This is a genomic window from Micromonospora sp. CA-249363, from assembly GCF_050950185.1.
Classification (GTDB): Bacteria; Actinomycetota; Actinomycetes; order Mycobacteriales; family Micromonosporaceae; genus Micromonospora.
Map to the genome: position 1 here is coordinate 4,477,149 of NZ_CP192020.1, position 17,036 is coordinate 4,494,184.

The 17,036-nt window shown below is 70.6% G+C and carries 13 protein-coding genes; 5 read left to right on the top strand and 8 right to left on the bottom strand.

The features are described 5' to 3' along the window. Window positions 1–21 precede the first annotated feature (21 nt). The 5 genes from ACQPZK_RS20250 to ACQPZK_RS20270 are packed head-to-tail and all read right to left on the bottom strand — an operon-like array spanning window position 22 to window position 6,578. The gene (locus ACQPZK_RS20250) at window positions 22–771 is read right to left on the bottom strand and encodes an ABC transporter ATP-binding protein (RefSeq protein ID WP_433534508.1); all 750 of its coding nucleotides are present in this window, start codon (window positions 769–771) and stop codon (window positions 22–24) included. A 7-nt stretch (window positions 772–778) separates the two neighbouring features. Continuing rightward, window positions 779–2,131: a serine hydrolase domain-containing protein gene (locus ACQPZK_RS20255; RefSeq protein WP_433534509.1), complete on the bottom strand. Its 1,353-nt coding sequence runs from the start codon at window positions 2,129–2,131 to the stop codon at window positions 779–781. Then, on the bottom strand, window positions 2,128–4,038 hold the full coding sequence (locus ACQPZK_RS20260; RefSeq protein WP_433534510.1) for a dipeptide/oligopeptide/nickel ABC transporter permease/ATP-binding protein: 1,911 nt from the start codon (window positions 4,036–4,038) through the stop codon (window positions 2,128–2,130). The genes ACQPZK_RS20255 and ACQPZK_RS20260 overlap by 4 nt, the downstream gene beginning before the upstream one ends. A 3-nt stretch (window positions 4,039–4,041) precedes the next feature. Next, on the bottom strand, window positions 4,042–5,016 hold the full coding sequence (locus ACQPZK_RS20265) for an ABC transporter permease (protein ID WP_433534511.1): 975 nt from the start codon (window positions 5,014–5,016) through the stop codon (window positions 4,042–4,044). Window positions 5,017–5,027: 11 nt separating this feature from the next. Then, on the bottom strand, window positions 5,028–6,578 hold the full coding sequence (locus ACQPZK_RS20270; protein WP_433534512.1) for an ABC transporter substrate-binding protein: 1,551 nt from the start codon (window positions 6,576–6,578) through the stop codon (window positions 5,028–5,030). Between the two features lie 287 nt (window positions 6,579–6,865). On the opposite strand from ACQPZK_RS20270, the gene ACQPZK_RS20275 reads away from it, so the two are divergent. Together ACQPZK_RS20275 and ACQPZK_RS20280 are read left to right on the top strand one after the other, a co-directional pair. After that, window positions 6,866–8,095, top strand: a complete 1,230-nt coding sequence (locus tag ACQPZK_RS20275) for a dipeptidase (protein WP_433534513.1) — start codon at window positions 6,866–6,868, stop codon at window positions 8,093–8,095. 285 nt (window positions 8,096–8,380) lie between these two features. Further along, entirely contained in the window at window positions 8,381–9,316 is a 936-nt protein-coding gene (locus ACQPZK_RS20280) for a DUF4394 domain-containing protein (RefSeq protein WP_433534514.1), read from the top strand. Between the two features lie 128 nt (window positions 9,317–9,444). On the opposite strand, the gene ACQPZK_RS20285 is transcribed toward ACQPZK_RS20280, so the two are convergent. The 3 genes from ACQPZK_RS20285 to ACQPZK_RS20295 form a co-directional block, all read right to left on the bottom strand. Further along, a complete protein-coding gene (locus ACQPZK_RS20285) occupies window positions 9,445–11,106 on the bottom strand; it encodes a serine/threonine-protein kinase (protein ID WP_433534515.1) in 1,662 nt (553 codons plus the stop codon). Between the two features lie 81 nt (window positions 11,107–11,187). Next, window positions 11,188–11,877: a class F sortase gene (locus tag ACQPZK_RS20290; protein ID WP_433539252.1), complete on the bottom strand. Its 690-nt coding sequence runs from the start codon at window positions 11,875–11,877 to the stop codon at window positions 11,188–11,190. A gap of 15 nt (window positions 11,878–11,892) precedes the next feature. Next, on the bottom strand, window positions 11,893–12,681 hold the full coding sequence (locus ACQPZK_RS20295; RefSeq protein WP_433534516.1) for a hypothetical protein: 789 nt from the start codon (window positions 12,679–12,681) through the stop codon (window positions 11,893–11,895). 80 nt (window positions 12,682–12,761) lie between these two features. Between ACQPZK_RS20295 and ACQPZK_RS20300 the strand changes: the two genes are divergently transcribed. The 3 genes from ACQPZK_RS20300 (at window position 12,762) to ACQPZK_RS20310 (ending at window position 17,023) form a co-directional block, all read left to right on the top strand. Next, window positions 12,762–13,673: a hypothetical protein gene (locus tag ACQPZK_RS20300; RefSeq protein WP_433534517.1), complete on the top strand. Its 912-nt coding sequence runs from the start codon at window positions 12,762–12,764 to the stop codon at window positions 13,671–13,673. A 209-nt stretch (window positions 13,674–13,882) separates the two neighbouring features. Then, a complete protein-coding gene (locus ACQPZK_RS20305) occupies window positions 13,883–14,884 on the top strand; it encodes an epoxide hydrolase (protein WP_433534518.1) in 1,002 nt (333 codons plus the stop codon). 195 nt (window positions 14,885–15,079) lie between these two features. Further along, complete coding sequence (locus tag ACQPZK_RS20310; RefSeq protein WP_433534519.1) at window positions 15,080–17,023, top strand: S8 family serine peptidase; 1,944 nt, start codon at window positions 15,080–15,082, stop codon at window positions 17,021–17,023. The last annotated feature ends 13 nt before the right edge of the window (window positions 17,024–17,036 follow it).

A 17,036-nucleotide genomic window follows, 5' to 3' on the forward strand; every position in this document is an offset into this window, starting at 1 on the left:
CCGTCCTGTCTCGGCCGGGGCCTACGCCCCGGCGTGCGGAATCGCGGCGAGCAGGTCGCGGGTGTAGGGGTCCCGCGGATCCATCAGCACGTCGTCCACCGGGCCGTACTCCACGATCCGGCCCTGGTGCATGACCGCCACGAGGTCGCTGACGTAGCGCACCACCGCGAGGTTGTGCGAGATGAACAGCATTGTCAACCGCATCCGCCGCTGCAGGTCCCGGACCATGTTGAGCACGGCACCCTGAATGGAGACGTCCAGCGCGGAGGTGATCTCGTCGGCCACCAGGACCTCGGGTTGCCCGGCGAGCGCCCGCGCGAGCGCGACCCGCTGCCGTTGACCGCCGGACAGTTGACGCGGGCTGGCGGTGGACAGTTCGGGCGGCAGATCGACGAGGTCGAGCAGCCGCGCGACCTCGGCGCGGCGCTGCGCCGTGGTGCTGCCGCGGGGCACGGCCTCGGCGATCGACGCGCCGATCGCCATCCGGGGATCGAGTGCGGAGTACGGGTCCTGGAAGACCATCTGCAGCGGACGTCGTCCGCGCGCCCGAACCGCGTCCAGCGGTTGCCCGTCGAGCAGGATCCGGCCGCCGGTGACGGGCGTCAGCCCGGCTGCGGCGCGGGCCAGTGTCGACTTGCCCGACCCGGACTCGCCGACCAGGCCGACGACGGCTCCGGCCGGCACCGTCAGGTTCACACTGTCGACCGCCACGGTCCCGCGGCGGCGGGTGCCGAACCGCACGGTGACGTCCTCGAAGACAAGCTCGGGCATGTCGGCCTCACCCGACCCGGGGTGTGGCGCGGGCGCCGAAGTGGACGTAGCGCTCCCCGCTCTCGATCTGGTAGAACGTTGCGGCCATCCAGTTGCCGGTCGTCGGGTCCTGGCAGACGAACAGGTCCGGAGCGACCGCGACCATGCGGTAGTCGACGTTCTGGTCCTTGAGCACCTCCGCGAGCGGCCCGGTCACGGACACCCGCAGGATCGGGCCGTCCCTGCCGGTGAGCACCTCCTGCCGGATGCTGGCCCGCTCGTAGAGTCCCGCGTACGGGGCCACGTCCATCGCCACCGGTTCGTCAGGTGGTCCGAGCGGATGCGGCACGGCCACCTCGGCGATCTCGGCGAAGATCTCCCGGTACAACTCCTCGTACAGTCTCGCGGCGTTACCGCCGTTGGTGAGCAGTGCCACGGCGATATTCTGCTCGGGCAGCAGGCGCAGGAACGCGGCCTGGCCGATGGTGTTGCCGTCGTGACCGATGACCCGGTGACCGTCCCAGCCCATCCGCTCCCAACCGAGCCCCCAGGAGTCACCGACAGTGTGTTTGTCGGGGAGTTCCACCTGGTGGGCGGCCATCGCGGTGGTCGAGGCAGGACTGAGCACAGCGGCGCCGTCGGCGGATCTGCCACCGTTCAGGTGCATGCGGGCAAAGCGGAGCACGTCGGCGACGGTGGCGGTGACCCCGCCAGCCGGGCCGGCGGATCGGGGGATGCCCCACTGCGACGCCGGTTCCGGCTTCCCGTCGGCGCCGGGCAGATGGCCGACCGCCGTACGGAACAGCAGCGCCTCCTCCGGCAACGTGACGGTGTGTGTCAGCCCGAGCGGTTGGAACAGCAGCTCCCGCAGCGCCGCGTCCCAGGTGTCGCCGGTCAGCTTCTCGACCACCCTGCCGGCCAGCGAGTACCCCGAGTTCGAGTACGACCAGGTAGCGCCGAGCGGGTGGGTCAGGGCGGCGTCGGCCAGCAGCGCGACGTACTTCTTGAGGCAGTCGTCGCCGCGGCCGGTGTCGGTGAAGATGTCACCGTCGATGCCGCTGGTGTGCGTCAGCAGATGGCGCATCGTCAGCTTCCTGGTCACGTCGGCGTCGCGGAGCAGCAGCTCCGGGAGCACGTCGACCAGCGGCGCGTCGAGATCCAGCAGCCCGTCGTCGACCAGCCGCATGACCACGGTCGCGGTCCACACCTTGGTGATGGACCCGATCTGGAACAGCGAGTCGGTGGTGGCCGCCACGCCGGTCGCCCGGTTCAGGACACCGTAGGCGGCTTCGGTGACGGTGTCACCGTGCAGGATGCCCACGGCGGCGCCGGGGACGCCGTGACGTTCTGCGATCGTGGCGAGCCGGTGCTCGAGGTTCATCTCAGGTCTCCTTCCGAAACGGTGACAGGTGCCACCGCCAGCGGTGCGCGGTCGGCGTGCCAGCACGCGACGCGGTGCGCGGCGCCGTACTCGGCCAGTGGCGGGTTCTGCTCGTGGCACTGTTCGGTGGCCAGTGGGCAGCGGGGGGCGAACGGGCAGCCGGCGGGTGGTCGGCGCGAATCAGCGGGGCGGCCGGGAATCACGGCGAGTGGTTGGTCCCGGTTGGTTTCCATGGTGGGCACGGCGGCGGCCAGCGCCCGGGTGTACGGGTGCCGCGCGTGGTGCAGCAGCGCCGGGCTGGGCAGGTCCTCGACGATATGACCGGCGTACATGACCAGCACCCGCTCGCACACCTCGGCGACGACGGTGATGTCGTGGCTGATGAACAGGAGAGCGGCCTGGTTGCCGCCGCGCACCTCGGCCAGGAGTTCCAGCACCTGCCGTTGCACTGTCACGTCGAGCGCCGTGGTCGGCTCGTCGGCGATGATCAACGAAGGCTGGGCCATGATGCCCATGCCGATCATCGCCCGTTGGCGCATGCCGCCGGACAACTCGTGCGGCAGTTGTCGGGCGCGCCGGGCGGCAGCGGGGATGCGTACGGCATCGAGCCGTTCCACCGCCCGGTCCCAGGCCCTGCGTCGGTTCATCCGCTGATGCCGTTCGGCCACCTCGGCGAGCTGACGGCCGATCCGCTGGATCGGATTCAACGACGTCATCGGGTCCTGGAAGACCATCGCGAGCGAGGTGCCGAGCAGGCGGCGCACCGAGCGGGAGTCCTCGGCCCGCAGGTCGGTGCCGAGGAAGTCGAGCCGGTCGGCCCGCACCAGGCCCGGACTCTCCACGAGCCGGGCGATCGCCAGCGCGGTCAGGCTCTTGCCGGAACCGGACTCACCGACGATGCCGACCGACTCACCCCGTCGCAGCGTCATGCTGACCCCGCGTACGGGAGTGACGGACCCCGTGTCGGCCGGGAAGGAGACGCTGAGGTTCTCGACGGCCAGGACCGTCGGCTCTCCCCTTGGTACGACGGGAGCCAGTTCCGATGCGGGTGGGCGCCGGAGGCCGTGCCGGGCGTCATGCGAGCTGAGTGCCCGAGCCGCGACCTCCCCGGCGAGGTTGAACGCCAACGCCGCGACGACGACGGCGAGCCCTGCCGCCAGCGCCCCTGCGGGATGGATGTAGATCTGCGTCAGGCCCTCGCCGAGCAACCGCCCCCAGTCGTAGGACGGTGCCTGCACACCCAGCCCGAGGAACGACAGGCCGGCGAACGCCAGCAGCGCGCCGCCGGCGGCCGATGTGGCGGTGACCACGAGGGGCTCGGCGATGTTGGGCAGCACGTGCCGAAAGAGGATCCGGACCCGGCCCACTCCGGCGATGCGGGCGGCGGCGATGAAGTCGCGCCCGGAGACAGCCGCGGCGAGCGTCTGGGTGAGCCGGGCGAAGCCGGGTGCGGTCGCGAACCCGATGGCCAGTACGGCGCCCTTGGCCCCGACCCCGAAGATCACCGCGAAGAACAGCGCCAGCAACAGATTCGGGAACGCCACCGCGATGTTGACGAGCGTGCCGATCCAGCGCCCGACACGCTTCCCGGCCAGCGCTGTGGCCGCGCCGAGCAGCAGGCCGATGGCCACGCCGATGCCGGTGGCGGCGAGCGCCAGGCCGACGGACAGCCGGGTCGCCACCAGCACCCGGGCCAGGATGTCCCGGCCGAGCAGGTCGGTGCCGGCCGGGTGCCGGGCGGACGGACCCTGCAGGATCTCCGCCGGCACCACCGTGTGTGCGCGGGCGTGCCACAGCGGGTACGCCAGCACGGTGAGGCCGAGCACCACCGCCAACAGCAGTACGGCGAGGATTCCCAGCGGACTGCGCAGCACCGCCACCCACCGTCGCGCCGTCGTCCCCGCCATGGTTCAGCCCTCCCGGATCGCGGAGCGCGGGTCGAGCACGGCGAGGACCACGTCGACGGCGAGGTTGACCAGCAGCACGCCGGCCCCGTAGACGAGGACCACGCCCTGCACGGTCGGATAGTCCTTGGCGAGAATGGACTGGACGATCGTGCCGCCCAGTCCCGGCCACGCGAAGATGTTCTCCACCAGCACGGTCCCGGCCACCAGTGAGCCCAACAGGAGGCCGCCGATGGTCAGGGCAGCAGTCAGGGCGTTCGGCAGCGCGTGCCGCAGGTAGAGCAACCACGGCGGCAACCGCTTCGCCCGGGCCGTACGGATGTAGTCGGCGTGCAGCACGGTCAGCAGTTCCACGCGGATGATGCGGGCCAGCACGAACGCCGGCCCGACGGCCAGTGCCACCACGGGCAGCACGTAGGAGCCGGCCCCGGATCGTCCGGCCACCGGCGCCCAGCCGAGCTGCACGCCGAACACGAACACCAGGCCGACCGCCAGGAGGAACTCCGGGATGGTGGCGGCCACGATGCCGGCCGAGGTGAAGAGCCCGTCGGCTGCGCGACGCCCACTTCGGGCCAGCACCGCCATCACCAGCCCCAGCGGTATGGCGACGAGCAGAGCCACGGAGAACGCCAGCGCCGCCATCGTGACGGTGGAGACGATCCGGTCCCCGATGACGTCGGCCACCGGCAGGCCCGAGGTCATCGACGTACCCAGGTCCCCGCTGAACAGACGGCCGAGAAAGTGCACGTACTGCAGCGCGAGCGGGTCGTCCAAGCCCATCTGCGCACGCCGCTGCTCGACCAGTGCGCTCGGAGCGGTGGGGCCCAACGCCGCCCGGACCGGGTCGCCGGGCAGCGCATGGATCATGAGGAACGCGGCGCTGACCAGGACCCACAGTGACAGCAGCAGTCTTCCGGAGCGGCGCAGCGCGAACCGGATCCACTGGTTCTCGGCCAGGGCGGTCACGGTCGTCGCGGTCACGCTGGTGATCCTCAGCCGAGCATCCGGATGGACGTCGGGTCGACGTCGCCCGTCGAGAGGTCCAACTGCGATCCCCGGGCGTACACCGGCACGTTGGAGTTGGCGAACGGCACCAGGTCGAGGTGCTGCAGCAGAGCCTTCTCCGCCGCGGCCCACTGATCGCATCCGCCGTCACCGGGGGTCCTGGCGGCGGCGGTCACCGCGGCCACGTAGGCGTCGTTGCGGACACTGGCGAAGTTGCTGCCGTTCGGGGGCGTGGGACCGGAGAAGAACGGCACCAACTGACTGGGCAGTGACACGCCGATCGGGAACATCGCCACGTCCCAGGCGAACTGGCCGGACGCGATCTGACCGATCTGCGTCTCGGTCACCGACTTCAGCTCCGCCTGTACGCCGGCGGCGGCCCACTGTTGCTGCACGAGCTCGGCCGCGGCCTGCGCACCCGGACCGGACGACGTGTCGAACGCGACGGTCAGCTTGACGGGCTTGCCGTTCGAGGCCGCGGCCACGGCCGTCTTCGCCCCAGCGGCGTCGAACGTCGGAAGGTTACCGGTGACGGTGTCCTGCCTGCAGGGGCTGGTGGCGGGGACGACCAGCCCGGTCGGCGGGCCGCCGCGCCCGCTCGCGAACACCTGCCGAAGCTGGGCGAGGTCGAGGGCCTGCACCAGCGCTCGGCGCACCTCCAGCGCCGCGGTGGGCAGGCCGGGCTTCTGGTTGAACCACATCTCGCCGGTCGGCGCCATGATGTCGCGCTTGAGGTACGCGGCGCCCTGCAACCGCTGGCCGTCCGGCCCGGTGAAGCGGGCCGCGTTCACCTCGCCGGAGAGCATCAGGTTGGCGGCGGTGGCCTCGTTCGCGACGACCCGAAGGACCACTTTGTCGGGCAGCCCGGCCTGGTCCGCCTTGAAATCGCCGGGCCCCCACGCGTATTCCTTGCGCCGGGTCAGCGTGTAGTGGTCGTCGGGAACCGCCTCGGTGAGCGTGAACATGCCGGAGCCCAGGGCGTTCTGCTTGAGCTTGGCGCGGTCCGTGAGCCCGCTGTCGCAGACGATCGGCAGGCCGCCCAGATTGCGGTCCAGGAACGCGTCCGGGGCGGGCACCGTCACGGCGACGGTTCCCGCGCTGTCGTCCGCCGTGGCTCTGGCGCCGGCCGGGACGTAGGTGCCGATCCGCGTCGAGCCGTTCTTGACGTCGCCGACAAAGTTGATGTTCGCGGCCACGGTGCTCGCGGTCAGCGCGCTGCCGTCGGAGCAGGTGACGTTCTTGCGCAGCGTGAATGTCGCCGTGGTGCCCGCCGACTCCCACGACGCGGCGAGACCCGGGAGCAACCGCCCGTCCGGAGCGAACCCGAGCAGCGAGTCGTACAGGAATCGGCCGACCTGGCCGGTGACCGACAGGGAGGTGAAATGTGGATCGAGGTTTCCCGGGTCGCCAGGCAGAGCCATGACGAAGGTCTTGCCGTTGACCAGGCTGGTTCCGCCGCTGTCGCCGGAACCGCCACCACACGCACTCATCGTCAGAACGGCCGCGCCGAGCACCGCCGTCAACCCAAGAGCCTTCATCGCGCCGCCTCCACCCACCTACGTGTCCGGCAAGACTGCCGAGCGCCGCGCCCGGTTGTCTTCGGTGCCCCCGACAACACGACGCCTGCCGATTCGTCGTCGGCGACGACAGCGACCGCTGGGTGCGAGGTGGTGGAAGGGTGGACAGGAATCGCGGCCCGGTCTCGTCGCACCGCACGAAGACACCTGTGGCTTCCGGCGGCACGATGGTTGCTGGCACGCGAGCCACCGGGTCAGCCGTGACCCGGTCGACGTCGCCGAACAGCCAACGGTGAGGAGCTGATCAGATGTCCGTGGTCGACGCCGCTCTGCGTGCCATGCCGGTGATCGACGGGCACAACGACCTGCCGCTGGCGTTGCGGGCACGGAGCGGCTATCGGGTGACCGGCCTGCAGGAGCGGCCCGAGTTGCAGACCGACCTGACCCGGCTGCGCGCCGGTGGGGTGGGTGGGCAGTTCTGGTCCGTGTACGTGCCGTCGGACCTCAGCGAACCGGACGCGGTCGTGGCGACCATGGAGCAGGTCGACGCCGTGTACCGCCTGACCGCCGAGTATCCGGACGAGTTGGCGATCGCGTATTCGGCGCGAGACGTGGAGCAGGCCCTGAGTGCCGGCAGGATCGCCTCTCTGATCGGCATCGAGGGCGGACACAGCCTGGCCTCCTCGCTCGGGGTGCTGCGCTCCTTCGCCCGGCTGGGGGTGCGCTACGTGACCCTGACCCACAACCACAACACCTCCTGGGCCGACTCGGCGACCGACCGGCCCGGCGTCGGTGGCCTGAACGACGAGGGCCGTGCGATCGTCGCCGAGATGCAGCGCATCGGAGTGCTCGTCGACCTGTCGCACGTGGCGGAAACGACGATGCGCGCGGCCCTGGCCGTCGCCACCGCTCCGGTGATCTTCAGCCACTCGTCGGCCAGGCAGCTCACCGAGCACAGCCGCAACGTGCCCGACGACGTCCTTGTCCGACTAGGGGACAACGGCGGCGTGTGCATGGTCTGCTTCGCGCCGCCGTTCGTCTCCGGCCAGGTCGCCGAGTGGCTCGCGGCGGCGACCGAGCAGTGGCAACGGCTGGGCCTGTCACCGGCCCAGGACGAATGGACGCGCGCGCCGCGCCCCGGCGAACAACTGCCGTCGTCCCTTCCCGCCGCACCCGCGTCGTCTGCCTTCGGACTGCCCGGCGTCCCGACCGACGCCCCTGAACCCTTCCGGGCCTGGCTGACGGCGCATCCCCGGCCGGAGGCCACCATCGCCCAGGTCGCCGACCACGTCGACCACGTTCGCGCGATCGCCGGGATCGACCACGTCGGACTCGGGGGCGACTACGACGGTTGCGATCGCCAGCCGATCGGCCTCGAGGACGTGTCCGGCTACCCGCGGCTGCTGAATGAACTCGGGCAGCGCGGCTGGTCACAGGCCGACCTGGAGAAACTGACCGGCCGGAACATCCTCCGGGTCCTGCAGGCGGCCGAGGACGCCGCCGACGAGATCCTCTGGCCCCGCTCCCCCGCCCGCTGAGGCACCGGGTCGCACGCGCGGCTGAAGACCTCCACGTCCGCGAGGACCACCTCCCGGACAGGACTCGACACGAGAGCTGGCCGCGTCGGCGCCAGGTAGAGCTCCGTCGGTGAATTGCTCTGTGCAGAAGGTGCGAAAGACGGAGGAAAGTATGAATCCCGACAGGCACCGGAGTTGAACCGTCCATAGGCTCTGACCAGGGAATTCATCCCTGCACCACCGCCGGTAAGGCGTCGGATTCCGCCGAGGAGCCCGTCGGTGCCTCTGATCAAGGAAGTGCCTCTCATGCACCGTACGCTTCGCCGAGGGCTGCTCTGCGCCGCCACGATGGTGGTCACCACCGTCGGGATCACCTCGACACCGGTCGCCGCCGCCCCACCGAGCCACAGCACGACACACGGGATCCCGTCTCAGGGCCTACCGTCGTTGCGCACCGGCGCCTGCACACCGCTGTGGGACCTACTGAACGTAGGCGGGCGCAACGGCCTCGTCGCCATCGGCCTCACCGCCGATCAGCAACTGATCAAATTCGCGGCCAATCGCCCCGCCCTGGCCTGCACCATCGGACCCGTCGACCTGCCCGGCAGCGAAACCCTCATCGGCATCGACTTCCGCGTCCAGGACGGGAACCTCTACGGCGTCGGCAACACCGGCGGCATCTACGCCCTGAGCACCCGCACCGCCGCGGCTACAAAGGTCAGTCAACTGACCGTCGCTCTCAACGGGACGGCGTTCGGCGTCGACTTCAACCCCGCCGCCGACCGACTCCGAATCATCAGCGACACCGGCCAGAACCTGCGCCACAACATCAACCCCGGAGGCACGACGCTCGTCGACGGCCCTCTCACCTACCCGCCGGCCACCGCCGCCGTCGGCGTCACGGGCGCGGCCTACACCAACAACGACCTCGACCCCACCACCGCCACGACCCTGTTCGACATCGACACCGCCCTGGACCAGGTCGCGCTGCAATCGCCCGCCAACTCCGGGCAGCTGGCCGCCACCGGCTCACTCGGAGTCAACGCGAACCTCCAGGCAGGCTTCGACATCCACAGCTCTCTTCGTGGTGGCCGCGCCGTGGCCAACAACGCCTACGCCGTGCTCAACGGCATCGCCGGCAGCCGGATCTACCGAGTCGACCTCCTCACCGGCGAGGCTCAACCGACTGGCGGTTTCAACGGCCACGTGGTCCTTGATCTCAGCTTGTTCCTGCGACAGTGACCGGCCGGCACAGGAAGGGCGTCTTGGCGGGCGGTGGTCATCGCCGGCCAAGGCGTCGCCTTGCCACGCCCCAGCGCCCTGGGGTTGCGCGCCGATCAGTGGGTACGTCTGGCCGATGACCCCCCGCGTCAATCGAGGCGGAAGCTTGCGAGCGCCAGCCGTTGGATGGGCTCGTTCGCCTCCCACAGCCTGTCCTGGGTGATCCAGGACAGGCTGTAGGCGCGGATCCTGCTGTCATTGACCAGCAGTCGGCGGGCGTGCAGCCGCGTACCGTCGGCCTGCTCGCAGGTGTACTCCCACTCCGCCGCGCCACCTGGGCGGATGACCGGCCCGATGCTGATCCTCCGGTAGCCGGGCAGCGCCCCGGTTGTCAGCACGTCGCGCTCCTCCGCCTCCCACCGCCTCGACGGTATGGGTGACGCTTCGGCGGCGGGGTCGACGGCGACGGCCCGCACCTCGGCAGGGTCGCGGAGGCAGACAATTTCCCCCTCGCTGTGCCGAAGCCATCCCTCGGGCACCGCCAGCAGAAAGCCGGCAGGGTCCTGATGCCACGACCATCCGCCCGGCAGGGCGTACGGAGGCGGTCCCGTGGGCTCCCGCAGAGGCTCGGCGTCGCCGGAGGCGTCGTCGTCCAAGCACGGGTGGGCGGGCGGCGGGGCGTCGGTCGATTCGACAGTGCCGGCCGCCGCGCCGCCCGCCTCGATCGCCGGCACGCTGTCCCGGCGGAACAGGCCGTTGCTCAGGGCGCCGGCTGCGGTGACGACGACGACCACGACCGACAGCAGGCCCGACACGGCGCCGACGAACGCCCAGCCGGTCGTCCGATCGCGGGTTGTCGACGCCCTGGTCGTGATGACCGCGGTGTCGATCGCATCCTCGGCCATCGGGACCGTCGGCGCGGCGGTTCGCGACCGCCGCGGCGGCTGGGTCGACATCCGCCACCAGCGCCTCGCCCGGGGCACGGGCTCGATCGGTACGGTCGCCGCGGCAACCTGCTCCAGCAGGGCGCGGGCCTCCTGCACGGCCAGACGCTGACGGGGATTGCGCAGCAGAAGACCGGTGATCGCCGGTTCGAGCGGCAGGACGCTCATCCGGTCCGGCGCCTCGGTGGCCAGGGCGGAGAGCGTGGCCAGCGTCGAGGCCCGGGTCCACGGTGCGCGGCCCTCGGCGGCCAGGTAGAGAGTCGCGCCGAGCGCCCACAGGTCGGAGGCCGGGGTGGCCCTGCCATCGCGAGCACGCTCCGGCGCGACGTACTGGATCCTCGACAGGCTCGCCGCGCCGACGGTCGCCGGACTGTGGCTGTCGAAGATCGACAAGCCGAACCCGCCGAGCATGACCCTCCCGTCGTCGACGAGCAGCACGTTCTGCGGACAGAGCTCGCGATGCACCACTCCCATCCCGTGTGCCGCACCCAGTGCGGCGAGCAGATGCAGCCCGACCCTCGCCACCTCGGCCGGCGCCAGCGGGCCGTCGGCGGCAACCACCTCCGACAGCGACCGGGAGGGCACGTGCTCCATGACGAGCCACAGGTACCCGTCGGCGCTCAGCACGTCCCACATCCCCATCACGCCCGGATGGTCCAGCCCGGCCAGCCCACGAACCTCGGCCAGCGTTCGCTCGTGCAACCGGGACCGTTCCGCGTCGCTCGCCCACCCCGGCACCGCGATCCGCTTCAGCGCGACGTCCCGGCCGAGCAGCTCGTCGCGAGCCAGCCACACGCGCCCCGGCGTGGCGGTGTCAGCAACAGGCCGGAGCTTGCGGTACCGGCCGGCGAGCAGCGCGTCATCCATGTGAGTGATTCGGAGCGGTCCACCGCGCGGATGGGCTCTTCGGGGACGCGACGACGCGACACCCGAGCCCGACGTTGCGCATCACGCGGAATGAGCGTGCGCGAGGCGCGCGTAGACGATGACGTTGTCGCGGTAGTGCTGCGTGCTGTCATCGAACTCCCCACCACAGGTGATCAGACGCAGCGCCGCGTGGTCGGTCGACCCGTAGACCTCGTCGGTGGGAAAGCGGTCCTTCGGGTACTGCTCGACCTTGGTGACGGTGAACATCGCGGTGCTGCCGTCCTGCCGGTCGACCGTGACCGCGGCCCCGACCTTGAGCCTGGCGAGGTCGAAGAACGTCCCTCGGTGACCCTTCCAGTTGACGTGGCCGGCCAGCACAGCCGGGCCGAGCGCACCGGGCGTCGGCGCCTTGGTGAACCAGCCCACGTCGGTGGCGCTGTCCGGCACCTGCATCGCACCGTCCGCCTGCAGGCCCAGGGCGACCGTCGCCGCGGCGGCCTTCAGTGAAGGGATCGACACCCGCACCGGCGGTGAATCGACCATCAGCGGGCCCGAGGTCAACTCCCCCGGCCTGGTCGCCGGGACCGGCGACGCGTTCCCGGCCGGTGCCGAGGCGGACGCGTCGGGTCGTGGTGGGTCGCCACCCGGGTCGGCGACCGCGAAACCGATCGTCACGGCCGCCGTCGCGGTGAGAATGCCGGCCACCGCCAGGAGCGCGAGGCGCCCCCGGCGGTGGCCGGCCGGCACGTGTGCATCGCCGGTGTCTGTCATGGACACGCCCTCGCCTCAGCGCTCGCCGGCGAGCCGGCGGCGCGCGACGACCGCACCGGCGGCGCCGAGCAACGCCAGACCACCCACGGTGTACGCCATCATCGGCGATCCACCGGAGGTGCTGCCGTCACCGGTGGCGACACCACCTGCGGGTACGGAGCCGGCGGCCGCACCGCTGACCATGCCGCACGTCGCGGGGTCGGTGGCCTCGGCGGGGATCCCGTTGACGCCGATCGACTTGGCGAACGTCGACTCGCCGAGCGCCTCCATGTCGTACTTGCCGTTCTTGTTGGCGTCGATGCCGTGCTGCACGACATGCAGGTCCTTGAGGTGCGCGATGGTGCCCTTGGGTAGCTCGGCGGCAGGGATGGTGCGCTCGTAGCTGAGGTTGCCCTGCGCGTCGGCCTTCGGCATCCGATCCACCGCCAGTCCGCTGGCCTTGGTCGTATCGCCGGTGGTGGTCAGCGAGATGAAGATGTCCCCGTACATCTTCAGCCCCTCTTCGGTGCTGACGTAGCCGTTGCCGTTGGTGTCGGCGGACTTGTCCGGGCAGTGGAAGTCCATGCCGTTGGCCGCGCCGTGCACGTGCTGGGCGTGCGGCGAGTTCGGCGTCATGCCCTTCGACCGGATCATGACCTTCAGGTCGCCGCCGCTCGTCGCGGTCAACGTCGCGGTGCCGGTCGCCCCGGTCTCGTTGAGGTCCTGCAACTGGACCTGCACGCTCTCGTCGGCGTGCGCGACGCCCGGGAACGCGAGGACCAGTGCGGCCGCAGGGAGGGCGAGCAGGGCTCGGGACAGTCTCACAACACATCTCCGTCTCCGCCGAGATACGGCGTTGGTACTCACGTACGGTCAGGAGGGATTCGTGGCGTGACGGTCGCCGGATGGGCGCCGGACCGGATATTTCCGGCCGGGCAGCAAGCCGCTCATCTGTTGAGGTCGTGAGCAGTCCACGGAGCGGCCCGCGCCGAAGAACAGGCATGGCCTTTGACCTTGACCACTACAAGCACGCCGCTGCCAAGATCGACGATGGTGACGTCGACTACGGCGGCTTCCGAGACCGTCCGCTCTCGCCGGCGGCGCTGCGTTGTCTGCGGTACATGTGCGACATCGAGAGCCACACCGTCTGCTACCTGCGGGATCTGCTTGTCACCCCGTCGCACGCCGACCCGGAGGTCACCACGTTCCTGACCATGTGGGCGTACGAGGAGTACTGGCACGGCGAGGTGCTGGCAAAGGTCCTCGACGCCCACGACATCCCGACGGGCAACGCGCACATCGCCGCCGTCCGGGCCGGGCTCGGCTGGCGCGACCGCTGGGCGCCCATCCAGCAGGCGCTCGCCGCCAACCTCGTCGGCGTCGACTTCGTGGCCGTTCACATGACCTGGGGTGCGGTCAACGAATGGTCCACCCACGCCGGCTACTCCCGACTCGCAGAGCGTGAGCAGCACCCCATCCTCTCCGACGTGCTGGGTCGCATCATGCGGCAGGAATCACGGCACATCGCCTTCTACGCGACGCAGGCTCGGGACCGGCTACTTCGGTCGGCGCGTGCCCGGCGGCTGACCCGATTCGCGTTGCGCAGGTTCTGGGCACCGGTCGGCTCCGGGGTGATGCCCCGGGCCGAGACAACGCATCTGATTGGCTACCTGCTCGGCGGCGCTTCTGGTGCGACGGTCGTTGACCAGATCGATGAGCGTATCCATCGGCTTCCAGGCCTCGACGGTCTCCGACTGGTGCGGCGGGCAGCCGAGGAGCACGGCGTGGCAGAGGTGACGAACGGCATCGCAGCGTAGCGAAGCTGGGCCGCCGCGACGGGCTGGATACCTGCACGGCGGCCAGCAGTGGTGGAGGTTGAGCCCGGCCACAATGGCGGCCGCCCCGACCACGCCGTGAGCGCTGAGCAGACCACGCTGGCGCAGCTCCTGGGTCAACCCCGCCGGCCCGGACCGGAAGAGGGCCGATCCCCGCGCCCGGCTGGTCGGCCGGCAGCGATCCGGCCACCGTGGCACGCCTGGCGCGCTACTGGGCTGACGGCTTCGACTGGCGCGCCCAGGAAGCCGCCATCAACGCCCTCCCGCAGTTCACCGTCTCGATCGACGGCGCACGCGTACACCTGGTGCGGTTGCGCGGCGAAGGCCCACGACCGATGCCGATCGTGCTCACCCACGGCTGGCCCAGCACGTTCCTGGAGCTGACCCAACTCGGCGACCGGCTCGCCAACCCCAGCCGCTACGGCGGCGACCCCGCCGATGCGTTCGACGTCGTGATCCCCTCACTGCCCGGTTTCGCGTTCTCCGAGCCGAGGCCGGGGTGGCCCGCCGAGCCGCCCACGCACGAACTGTGGCACACCTTGATGCGTGACGTCCTCGGGTACGAGCACTACGGCGCGCACGGCGGCGACCTCGGCGCTGGCGTCAGTAGCCGACTCGCCGCGGCCCATCCGGAGTCGGTGGTCGGCGGGCACGTGCTGGCCGCGATGAACCCGCCGATCGCAGAGGGCGAGCAGCTCAGCCCCGAGGAGAGGGCTCACGTCGCGCACATGGCGCAGTGGTACGCCGAAGAGGGCGGCTACGAGCACCAGCAGCAGACCAGGCCGACGACTCTGGCTCACGCGCTGAGCGACTCGCCCGCCGGTCTGCTGGCGTGGATCGTCGAGAAGTACCGGGCCTGGACCGACTGCGGTGGTGACCTGTCCGCCGCGTTCACCGACGACGAGCTGCTCACGCACGTCAGTCTCTACTGGTTCACCAACACGATCGCCACGTCGTTCCGGCCCTACCTCGAACACCACCTGTTCGCCCGCGACTCGTGGCAGCGGGTGGAGGTGCCGACCGCAATCGCCGTCTTCCCGTTCGACCTGAGCCAGCCCCCGCGTAGCTGGGTGGAGCGTAGCTACCACCTCACCCGCTACACGACCATGCCGCGTGGCGGACACTTCGCCGCCCACGAGCAGCCGGAACTCCTCGCCACCGACCTCACTGAGTTCTTCCGCGAACTGCGCTGACCGAAGCGGTGGCGCAGGGCTCGGTGCCGCAGCGGCAGCGCCCATAAACAGTTTTGACCGTGCAACTCATCGATGGCTGTTAACCGATCTGTCGCTGTCGACGCATCCGCTCCTACCTTTTCCGCGTACCCCTCCCGGTCTCGCCGTCGTCCGGACGCGACACCCAGGGGCGGTATCTGGAGGAGGAGATCACCCGTGTCGCTACGACTCGTCGCCGCCGGTCTCACGCTCGGCATGGCGCTGGCCATCGTCGGCGTCGGAGGCCCCGCCCAGGCGGATCCGACCGGCGTCATCCGGAACGCGGACACCCCGACCGCGGTGGCCGGCCGCTACATCGTGACCCTGAAGGACACCGGCCTCGCCCGCACGGTGCTGGACGACCGTGCCCGCGAGCTGACCGGCCGCTTCGGCGCCCGGACCCGCCACGTGTACGGCTCCGCGCTGACCGGCTTCTCGGCCGACATGTCCGCCAGCCAGGCCGCACGCCTGGCCGCTGATCCGGCCGTCGCCGCGGTCGAACAGGTACAACGCATCCAGGTCTCGGACACCCAGAGCAACCCGCCGAACTGGGGCGACGACCGGATCGACCAGCGGAGCCTGCCGCTGGACCGCTCCTTCACCTACCCGTCCGGTGCCGGCCAGGGCGTCACCGTCTACGTCCTGGACACCGGCATCAACGCCAACCACACGGAGTTCACCGGCCGGGTCCGGCAGGGCACGGACATCGTCGACGGCGACAGCACCCCGCAGGACTGTCACGGGCACGGCACGCACGTGGCGGGTACGGCCGTGGGCAGCACGTACGGTGTCGCGAAGAAGGCGGCGGTGGTGTCGGTACGCGTGCTCAACTGCCAGGGCAGCGGGACGAACGACGACCTGATCGCCGGGATCAACTGGGTCCGCGCCAACGCGCAGAGACCGGCGGTGGTCAACTACAGCATCGGTTGTGGCAGCCGGTGCTCCAGCCAGGCGATGGACAGCGCGGTCACCAACCTGATCGGTTCTGGCGTGCAGTTCGTGCAGGCGGCCGGCAACTCGTCCGACGACGCCTGCTACTACAGCCCGCAGGCGGTCGCCGCAGCCGTCACGGTCGGCAACAGCACCAGCTCCGACGGCCGCAACAGCAGCAGCAACTACGGCTCCTGCCTCGATCTGTTCGCCCCCGGCACCAGCATCGTCTCCGCCTCCTACTCCAGCAACACCGGCAGCGCGACGATGACCGGGACCTCGATGGCCTCGCCGCATGTGGCCGGCGCGGCAGCGCTCTACCTCGGGGCGAACCCGTCCGCCACGCCCGCCCAGGTGCGGACCGCGTTGGTGGAGAACGGCACGACCGGCAAGATCACGAGCGCGGGCAGCGGATCACCGAACGTCCTGCTTCACACCGGCTTCCTCGGCGGCACCGACCCCGAGCCCGGCGCCCCGACGGTGACCGGACCGGGCGACCAGACCTCGACCGTCGGTCAGGCAGCCGACCTGCAGCTTCGTGGCAGCGGCGGCACCACGCCCTACACGTGGACCGCGTCCGGGCTGCCGGCCGGGTTGTCGATCGGCAGCACGACCGGACGGATCACCGGCACCACCACGGCGGCGGGGACCTGGACGGTGACCGTGACGCTCACCGACGCCGCGTCGCGCACCGCCACCACGACGTTCCGCTGGACGGTGACCGGCGGGGGCGGTGGCTGCACGCCAGCTCAGGTGCTCGGCAACCCGGGCTTCGAGAACGGCACCACACCGTGGACCGCCACGGCGAACGTCATCGGCACGTGGGCGGCACAGCCGGCCCGCACCGGCAGCCGCAACGCGTGGTTGAACGGCGGCGGCACGGTGCAGACCGACACCGTCTCGCAGCAGGTGACGATCCCGGCGGGGTGCACGACCGCGACCCTGCGCTTCTGGATCCGGATCACCACCGCGGAGTACGAGAACCTGGCGTACGACAATCTGACCGTCACCTTCGGCGGCGCCACCGTGGCGCGCTACTCCAACCTCGACCGCACCAACGGGTACGTGGAGAAGGTGGTCCCCCTTACCGGTTACGCCGGCCGGACCGCTGCGCTCACGTTCACCGGCGTCGAGGACTGGTCGTACCAGACCAGCTTCGTGCTCGACGACGTGACGGTCACCGTCGGCTGACCGGCACCTGAGT